General features: G+C 67.1%; 10 protein-coding genes. 6 read left to right on the top strand and 4 right to left on the bottom strand.

The window, feature by feature from the left end; all coding sequences use genetic code 11:
• Window positions 1–35 precede the first annotated feature (35 nt).
• Entirely contained in the window at window positions 36–419 is a 384-nt protein-coding gene (locus BB334_RS14890; protein ID WP_068809275.1) for an Hsp20/alpha crystallin family protein, read from the bottom strand.
• Between the two features lie 12 nt (window positions 420–431).
• Window positions 432–866, bottom strand: a complete 435-nt coding sequence (locus tag BB334_RS14885) for an Hsp20/alpha crystallin family protein (protein ID WP_068809480.1) — start codon at window positions 864–866, stop codon at window positions 432–434.
• A gap of 148 nt (window positions 867–1,014) precedes the next feature.
• Here BB334_RS14885 and BB334_RS14880 point away from each other — a divergent pair, with 148 nt between their 5' ends.
• From BB334_RS14880 to trxC, 3 genes are read left to right on the top strand one after another with little or no spacing between them, the layout of a single operon-like run.
• The gene (locus BB334_RS14880) at window positions 1,015–1,962 is read left to right on the top strand and encodes a DnaJ C-terminal domain-containing protein (RefSeq protein ID WP_068809274.1); all 948 of its coding nucleotides are present in this window, start codon (window positions 1,015–1,017) and stop codon (window positions 1,960–1,962) included.
• A gap of 3 nt (window positions 1,963–1,965) precedes the next feature.
• The gene (locus tag BB334_RS14875) at window positions 1,966–2,268 is read left to right on the top strand and encodes a chaperone modulator CbpM (protein ID WP_068809273.1); all 303 of its coding nucleotides are present in this window, start codon (window positions 1,966–1,968) and stop codon (window positions 2,266–2,268) included.
• Window positions 2,269–2,322: 54 nt separating this feature from the next.
• The gene (trxC, locus tag BB334_RS14870; protein WP_068809272.1) at window positions 2,323–2,760 is read left to right on the top strand and encodes a thioredoxin TrxC; all 438 of its coding nucleotides are present in this window, start codon (window positions 2,323–2,325) and stop codon (window positions 2,758–2,760) included.
• A 22-nt stretch (window positions 2,761–2,782) separates the two neighbouring features.
• Here the strand turns inward: trxC and BB334_RS14865 are convergent, their stop codons facing one another.
• Together BB334_RS14865 and BB334_RS14860 are read right to left on the bottom strand one after the other, a co-directional pair.
• Entirely contained in the window at window positions 2,783–3,199 is a 417-nt protein-coding gene (locus tag BB334_RS14865) for a hypothetical protein (protein WP_068809271.1), read from the bottom strand.
• A gap of 4 nt (window positions 3,200–3,203) precedes the next feature.
• A complete protein-coding gene (locus BB334_RS14860; protein WP_068809270.1) occupies window positions 3,204–3,557 on the bottom strand; it encodes a hypothetical protein in 354 nt (117 codons plus the stop codon).
• A 308-nt stretch (window positions 3,558–3,865) separates the two neighbouring features.
• Here BB334_RS14860 and BB334_RS14855 point away from each other — a divergent pair, with 308 nt between their 5' ends.
• The 3 genes from BB334_RS14855 to cas5c form a co-directional block, all read left to right on the top strand.
• Entirely contained in the window at window positions 3,866–4,912 is a 1,047-nt protein-coding gene (locus BB334_RS14855; RefSeq protein WP_068809269.1) for a helix-turn-helix transcriptional regulator, read from the top strand.
• Window positions 4,909–7,176: a CRISPR-associated helicase/endonuclease Cas3 gene (locus tag BB334_RS14850; RefSeq protein ID WP_083200449.1), complete on the top strand. Its 2,268-nt coding sequence runs from the start codon at window positions 4,909–4,911 to the stop codon at window positions 7,174–7,176. The genes BB334_RS14855 and BB334_RS14850 overlap by 4 nt, the downstream gene beginning before the upstream one ends.
• Before the next feature lie 11 nt (window positions 7,177–7,187).
• Window positions 7,188–7,698: type I-C CRISPR-associated protein Cas5c (cas5c, locus tag BB334_RS14845; RefSeq protein WP_068809267.1), on the top strand; the 511-nt coding region annotated here is incomplete at its 3' end.

The following is a 7,698-nucleotide window of genomic DNA, read 5'->3' as shown; positions in this document are numbered from 1 at the left end:
GGCGCGCTCCTACGCTGCCTGTGGCGGGCGGCGGCTCACTCCACCTGCACTTCGATCCTGCGCGGCTGCAGGTGCGCGGCCTTCGGAATGCGCAGCTCGAGCACGCCCTTGTCGAAGCGCGCGACCACCTTTTCGGTGTCGAGCTCCTTCGACAGCGTGAACACCCGCCGATAACGTGGCAGGGCGATCTCCGCGTGGGTGGCCTCCATGCCCTCGGGCAGCTCCTGCACGATCTCGCCCTCGATCGTCAGCGTCTCGGCCTCGATCTGCAGCTGCAGCTTGTCCTTGGGCACGCCGGGCAGGTCGGCGTAGACGGTAATGCCGCCGGCGTCCTCGAAGACATCGACCGCGGGCGTCAGCGCCGCCTCGTCGGCACGGGTTTCTGCGCTCCTGGCGACCGCCTTGTCCTGTTCGCTCATGTTCCGTCCTCCTTATTCGATCGCGATGCGGCGGGGCTGGACGGCCTCGCGGCGCGGGATGCTGATGTGGAGCACGCCGTCGCGGTAGCGCGCGGCGGCGGCGTTGGCGTCGACATCGTCGGGCAGGGTCACCACCCGGCGGAAGCGGCCGGCGAAGCGCTCGTCGATGTGCACCGCCGCCTTCTCCTCCGGCGCCACCGGCTTGCGCTCGCCGGCGATGGTGAGCACGCCCTTCTCGATCTGCACCTCCACCGCGGCCGGGTCGACCCCCGGCGCGAACGCATACACCTCGACCGACTTCGGCGTGGTGCCGACGTTCATCGCCGGATAGGCGCCGTAGTTCCAGCCGCGGATGCTGGGCGTGGCGTCCAGCGACTGCTGCGCCTGCCGCTGCAGGCGGTCGAGCTCCGCGAACAGGTCGCGGGGAAACAGTGACCGATACCTCATGCTTTCCTCCTGGCTTGTGATCGCGGGCGCCTGCTGCACCCCCGCTTTCCAAGATAGGGTGGCCGAAGTCGTTTTCAAGGGCTTGTAGCCGCCGCGTCGCACCGCCATCATTGCGCAGCCGGGTTCGATCCTGCGAGGAGCATGACGCATGGAATTCAGGGACTATTACGAGACCCTCGGCGTGGCGCGCGACGCCACCGCCGACCAGATCCGCAAGGCCTTCCGCAAGCTCGCACGCAAGTTTCACCCCGACGTGTCGAAGGAAGCGGACGCCGAGGAGAAGATGAAGGCGGTCAATGAGGCCTACGCGGTGCTCTCCGACCCCGAGAAGCGCGCCGCCTACGACCAGCTCGGCCGCGGCTGGCAGCCCGGCCAGGAGTTCCGCCCGCCGCCCGACTGGGACGCCGGCTTCGAGTTCTCCTCCCATGGCTTCTCGCCGCACGAGGCGCAGGACTTCAGCGACTTCTTCGCCGAGCTGTTCGGCCGCGCCGGCGCAAAGGGCTTCCATGCCCACGGCGGCGGCTTCCGCGCCCAGGGCGAGGACCACCACGCCAAGGTGCTGCTCGACATCGAGGACGCCTTCAACGGCGCCAGCCGCCAGATCGCCCTGCGGGTGCCGACCCTCGACGCCGCCGGCCGCCTGGTGCTGAACCAGCGCACGCTGAACGTGCGCATCCCGCAGGGCGTGCGCGAAGGCCAGATCATCCGGCTCGCCGGCCAGGGCGCGCCCGGCAGCGGCGGCGCCCCCGCGGGCGACCTACTGCTCGAGGTGCATTTCGCCCCTCACCCCCGCATGCGCGCCGACGGCCGCGACATCCACATGACGCTGCCGGTCGCCCCCTGGGAGGCGGCGCTCGGCGCGGTGGTGACGGTCGAGCTGCCCAATGGCGCGGTGCGCGTGCGCATCCCCGAAGGCGGCCAGAGCGGCCGCCAGCTGCGGGTGCGCGGCAAGGGCATCCCCGGCAACCCGCCCGGGGATGTCATCCTCGACATCCAGGTCGTGCTGCCGCCCGCCGATACCGCGAAGGCACGCGAGTTCTACCAGACCATGGCGCGGGAACTCGCCTTCGATCCGCGCGCCCCGCACCGGAGCTGAGCCATGAGCGACGACGACATCCTGATCGGCAGCCTGATGGAAGAGAGCTGGCTCACCGTGGAGCAGCTCGCCGCCGCCTGCACCGTCGAGCCCGCCTGGCTCCTGCGCCACCTCGAGGAGGGACTGTTTCCCGAGGCCGAGAGCGTCTCCGGCGTGTGGCGATTCTCCGTCACCTGCCTCGTGCGCGCGCAGCGCATGCGCCGGCTCGAACGCGACTTCGACGCGGAGCCCGAGCTCGCCGCGCTGGTCGCCGACCTGCTCGAGGAGCTCGACGCGCTGCGCGCGCGCGTCGGCTTCCGGCCTTGAAAGCGCCGGCGCCGCCCACACATCAGCAGAATCTGATAAGCGAGAATTGCCATCATGAGCGACGCCCTCCACCTCGTCTGCCCGCACTGCGACGCGGTCAACCGCGTGCCCGCCGCCCGCCTCGGCGAGCAGCCGGTGTGCGGCAAGTGCGGCAAGCCGCTGTTCACCGGCCAGCCGCTCGAGCTCGACGCCACCCGCTTCGAGCGCCATATCGGCCGCAGCGACCTCCCGGTGCTGGTCGACTTCTGGGCCCCCTGGTGCGGCCCCTGCCGCATGATGGCCCCCGCCTTCGCCCAGGCTGCGGGCATGCTCGAGCCGCACTTCCGCCTCGCCAAGCTCGACACCGAGGCCGAGCCCGCGATCGCCGGCCGCTTCGGCATCCGCAGCATCCCCACCCTGGCGCTGTTCAGGGGCGGGCGCGAGGTGGCGCGCCAGGCGGGGGCGATGGCGGCGGCGGAGATCGTGCGCTGGGCGCGGGGTGCCGCCGGCTGAGGGCGGCGCCGCGCGCGAAGCTTCAGGAGAACCAGCGCAGGAAGGCGGCCGCGGTCAGAGCCACGGCGCCGAGGGCGAACAGGCCGCCCCACAGCCGCCGGTCCCGCTCGACCTCCCGGCCGACACCGGCGCGCAGCCTCAGCGCCGCGAGCGCAAAGCCGAGCATCGCGCACCCCAGCTTGATGCCGAGCGCGATCGTCGCCACCCGCGAGATGTCGGGCAGCCGCCCGTAGAGCGCATAGCTGACGGTGGCGAACGCCGCGCCCGACAGGGCCTGCACGGCCCATGCGAGCAGCACCAGCCACAGCAGCCGTCGTCCGCCGTGATCGAAGTCCGACCGGCCGCTTGCCAGCGCGATCAGGGGCACCCCCACGACCGCCGCCGCGCCGAAGTTGTGCGCCACCTGTACCAGCGCATAGCTCAGGTTCTCGGCGAGCATCGGCTCACTTCACGAGCACCTGGACACAGCCGTTGATCCCGATCGGCACATGCGCGCGGTTGACCACGCGGATGCAGATCTCACGTTCGCCTGCGGCGAGGGTCGGCAGCGTGTAGCTGCCGCTCAGTTCCCTCAGGATGTCGGCCTCGGCATCGTCGATGTAGATATGGACATGGTCACCGGAGGCGCCGGGCTTCACCTCGTAGACGAGCGTGTTCGACGCTCCAGCGTCGAGCGTGGCGCCCGTCTCCGGGCGGGTGATCGTAACCGAGCCTTCCTCGACCGCCCACACCGCGGCCGGACTCGAAACAAGAACGAGCAGCGAAAGAGCCATGCTCAGGGCAAGCCTGCTGTTCATCTCCGTCTCCATCAGGGGTGGTTCAGGCCCCCGCGGGGCAGGCGGCGCCGCAGACGCTATGCATGCCCGGCCCCGGGGGATCCGGTGTTGCCGGCGCACTCGCGTCGCGGCGCGCCTGATTCAGTGTAGTTGAGGGCTGGGCGGATGACCGGCGGGGACGGCCGCGGTCCCGTGTGGGCGAGCATCAATAGCATCGAGCGACGAGCAGCAATCAATCTGGCGTGTCGGACCGCACGAGGACGGAAGAATTGCCAACGGCATTGCCCGACACCTTGAGTAAGATCGAATGTCATGTCCGGAACAACGCCGTGAGCAAGATCGATCGAATCTACCAGCTTCACACGCTCCTTCAATCGCGACGCAGCATCAGTCGACGTACGCTCCTGGATGAACTGGAGGTCTCGTCGGCAACGCTAAAGCGCGACATCGAGTTTCTTCGTTCGCGCATGCGCGTACCCGTCGTCTGGGACCGCGAGTTGGGCGGCTACCGAATCGACTCTCGGGCAGCAGAAGCGGCAAGCGAACTACCCGGTCTCTGGTTCTCCGCCAAGGAGATCCATGCACTCCTGACCATGCAGCATCTGCTCGCCAACCTCGACCCTGGCGGCATCCTCTCGCCCCACATTCAACCTCTGATGGAGCGCTTGTCCGCGCTTCTCGGCGCCGCCAGCGATCCCACTGACGAACTGCGCCGCCGCGTGCTCATCCTGGGTGTCGGCAAGCGCCGCACAACGCCTGCCCACTTCGAACAAATCGGCGCGGCCCTCCTCCGTCGGAAGCGACTGTTGATCGAATACTACGCGCGCAGCAGCGACGAGAAGACGGAGCGCGAGATCTCACCCCAGCGGCTCGTCCACTACCGTGAGAACTGGTACCTCGACGGCTGGTGCCACCTGCGCAATGCCTTGCGAAGCTTCTCGGTCGACAGCATTCGTCACCTGCAACCGCTGGATCGAGTTTCGTTCGAGATTCAAGACGAACACCTCAGTGCCGTGCTCGATCCCGGTTACGGGATCTTCAGTGGGGCACCCCTGCAATGGGCCACGCTGCGCTTTACGGCGGAGCGCGCAAGGTGGATCGCAGGTGAACACTGGCATCGCGATCAACGGGGACATTTCGAGAGAGACGGTAGCTATCTGCTGGAAATCCCCTTCACGGACCATCGCGAACTGCTTATGGACATTCTCAAGCACGGACGGCATTGCGAGGTGCTGCGCCCCGAAGCGCTGCGGTGCGTGGTTCTCGAGGAAGCACAGCTCATGATTGAAAGATATGAGGGCGCCAGCACGACGGGATCATTTTCTGAGCCTCACGGCAGCCAGAATGAGGACGTCGGCAAGAAGGCGAAACCATGACGACCCTCCCCCCTACAGAAATCTCCTACTTCGCGCACTCCACTGACCGGGCGGACCGATCGGATTGGCAGCCGCTGCAGCGCCATCTGCATGAAGTGGGCAAGCGATCGGCCGCAAACGCGGCTCACTTCCGCGCAGCTGCGCTCGGCGAGGCAGCCGGCCTTCTTCATGATCTCGGAAAATACTCGAGCGAATTCCAGCAGCGGATCGCCGGGGCCGCACTTCGAGTGGACCATGCGACTCACGGGGCGATCGTGGCGACGCAGGCCTACGGAAAACTCGGACACCTGCTCGCCTACGCCATCGCAGGCCACCACGCAGGACTGGCAAATGGCGCCGAAAGCGGTGCGCGGACGCCTCTGCAGGAACGTTTGAGAAGCGCAGGCCTACCGCGATTGGCCAACGACTGGAAGAACGAAATCACTCTGGCAACCCAGCTAACAATGCCAAAGCTGGGAGTCCACAGTCGGGAACGGGGAAGCTTTCAACTTGCGTTCCTCACCCGGATGCTCTTCTCTTGCCTAGTCGACGCCGATTACCTGGACACCGAGTCGTTCTACGACACCATTGATCGGACAGGTCGGCCCGCTGTCCGCGCAACCCCGCTCCCATCACTCCCGGCACTCCGCGACGTGCTGGATCAACACCTCTCGGGCTTCCAGCCAGACTCCCCTGTCAATCGCGTCAGAGCGCAGGTTCTCTGCCACGTTCGGTCTCTGGCCGCACACGATCCTGGCCTATTTTCGCTGACCGTCCCGACAGGCGGCGGCAAGACACTTGCGTCACTCGCGTTCGCGCTGGACCATGCAATGCGGCACGGTCTGCGGCGAGTGATCTTCGTCATTCCGTTCACGAGCATCGTCGAACAGAACGCAGCGGTCTTCCGGAACGCGCTGGGGGAATTCGGGCAATCCGCAGTGCTGGAGCACCACAGCGCGTTTGTGCCGACGAATCCCCCGAAAAGCGATCCGGATCACTACCAAGCCCGTGAGAAGCTCCGGCTGGCAATGGAGAACTGGGACGCCCCCATCATCGTCACCACTGCCGTGCAGTTCTTCGAGAGCCTGTTCGCGGCGCGTCCGTCGCAATGCCGCAAGCTGCACAATATCGCCGGCAGCGTGGTCATCCTCGACGAAGCGCAGACCCTGCCGCTCAAGCTGTTGCGGCCGGCGGTTGCGGCCATCGACGAACTGGCCCGCAACTACCGCAGCAGCATCGTCCTGTGCACCGCCACCCAGCCAGCCTTGAACGCACCCGACTTTCGCGGTGGGCTGGAGAAGGTGCGCGAACTCGCCCCGGACCCGCCGGAACTCTTCCGCAAGCTGGAGCGGGTGCGCGTGCGCCACGTCGGCACCCTCGACGATGACGCACTTGCCGCGCAGCTCCGCGACCTCGATCAGGTGTTGTGCATCGTCAACAACCGCCGCCACGCCCGCGCCCTGTATCAGGCGCTCGCCGACCAGCCGGGTGCGCGCCACCTGACCACGCTGATGTGCGCCAAGCACCGTAGCCAGGTACTCGCCGAAGTACGAAGACGCCTCGAGGCCGGCGAGCCCTGCCGGCTGGTGTCGACCTCGTTGATCGAAGCTGGGGTCGACATCTCGCTGCCCACCGTCTACCGCGCCGAAGCCGGCCTGGACTCGGTCGCCCAGGCTGCAGGGCGTTGCAACCGCAACGGTGAGCGCGCTGCGGAGTCGAGCGAGGTGCGCGTGTTTGCCACCGCCAACGGCGACTGGGCGCCGCCGCCGGAGTTGCGTCAGTTCGCCCAGGCCGCGCAGGAGGTCATGCGCCAGCCGCAGTTCCGCGACGATCCGCTGTCGCCGTCGGCGATCGAGGCCTATTTCCGACTGCTCTACTGGCAGAAGGGCGACAAGGAACTGGATGCCGCGAACCTGCTCGGCCTGTGCGCGGCAAGCCGCATCGACTCCCTGCCGCTGGAAACGCTGGCGGCCAAGTTCCGCATGATCGACACCGTGCAGATGCCGGTCATCGTGCCCTTCGACGATGACGCCCGCCGCGACATCGAAAGCCTGCGCTATGCGGAGCGGAGCGGTGGCCTCGCGCGGGCGCTGCAGCCCTACCTGGTGCAGCTACCACGCAACGGGTTCGATGCGTTGCGCAAGGCAGCGGCGATTCAGCCGGTTGCGCCGGAGAAATGGGGAGAGCAGTTCATGGAACTGGTGAACATGGACATATACAGCAGCGAGTTCGGCATCTGGTGGGAAGAGCCAACCTTTATGAACTCGGCCAACACGATCATTTGAAGGAGGGGCGCATGAGCTTTGGAATCCGCCTGCACGTCTGGGGCGATCGGGCCTGCTTCACACGGCCGGAAATGAAGGTGGAGCGGGTGAGTTACGACGTCATCACGCCGTCGGCCGCGCGCGGCATCCTGGAGGCCATTCACTGGAAGCCGGCGATTCGCTGGGTGGTGGATCGCATCCACGTGCTCAACCCGGTGCGCTTCGAGTCCATCCGTCGTAATGAGGTTGGCGGAAAACTGTCGCCGGGCAACGTGCGCAAGGCGATGAAGGCTGGCACCACCGCCGGGCTGGCGACCTACGTCGACGAAGACCGCCAGCAGCGTGCCGCCACGGTGTTGCGCGATGTGGCCTACGTGATCGAGGCCCACTTCGAACTGACCGACAAGGCGGGGCCGGACGATTCGGTGGCTAAGCATCTGGACATCTTCAACCGCCGCGCCCGCAAGGGGCAGCATTTCCATGCCCCGTGCCTGGGCGTGCGCGAGTTTCCCGCCCATTTCAGCCTGATCGAGGACGGTCAGC

Origin of the sequence: Thauera phenolivorans (assembly GCF_001696715.1) — a bacterium.
GTDB lineage: Bacteria > Pseudomonadota > Gammaproteobacteria > Burkholderiales > Rhodocyclaceae > Thauera > Thauera phenolivorans.
The sequence above is the reverse complement of the archived record's forward strand: the minus strand, read 5'-3'. Positions and strand labels throughout refer to the sequence as shown.

Excerpts from the sequence above, each read along its gene's own strand:
- BB334_RS14875 (WP_068809273.1), top strand. The coding sequence starts at position 1,966 with ATGAGCGACGACGACATCCTGATCGGCAGCCTGATGGAAGAGAGCTGG.
- BB334_RS14850 (WP_083200449.1), top strand. The coding sequence starts at position 4,909 with ATGACGACCCTCCCCCCTACAGAAATCTCCTACTTCGCGCACTCCACT.
- BB334_RS14880 (WP_068809274.1), top strand. The coding sequence starts at position 1,015 with ATGGAATTCAGGGACTATTACGAGACCCTCGGCGTGGCGCGCGACGCC.
- trxC (WP_068809272.1), top strand. The coding sequence starts at position 2,323 with ATGAGCGACGCCCTCCACCTCGTCTGCCCGCACTGCGACGCGGTCAAC.
- BB334_RS14890 (WP_068809275.1), bottom strand. The coding sequence starts at position 419 with ATGAGCGAACAGGACAAGGCGGTCGCCAGGAGCGCAGAAACCCGTGCC.
- BB334_RS14885 (WP_068809480.1), bottom strand. The coding sequence starts at position 866 with ATGAGGTATCGGTCACTGTTTCCCCGCGACCTGTTCGCGGAGCTCGAC.
- BB334_RS14860 (WP_068809270.1), bottom strand. The coding sequence starts at position 3,557 with ATGAACAGCAGGCTTGCCCTGAGCATGGCTCTTTCGCTGCTCGTTCTT.
- BB334_RS14865 (WP_068809271.1), bottom strand. The coding sequence starts at position 3,199 with ATGCTCGCCGAGAACCTGAGCTATGCGCTGGTACAGGTGGCGCACAAC.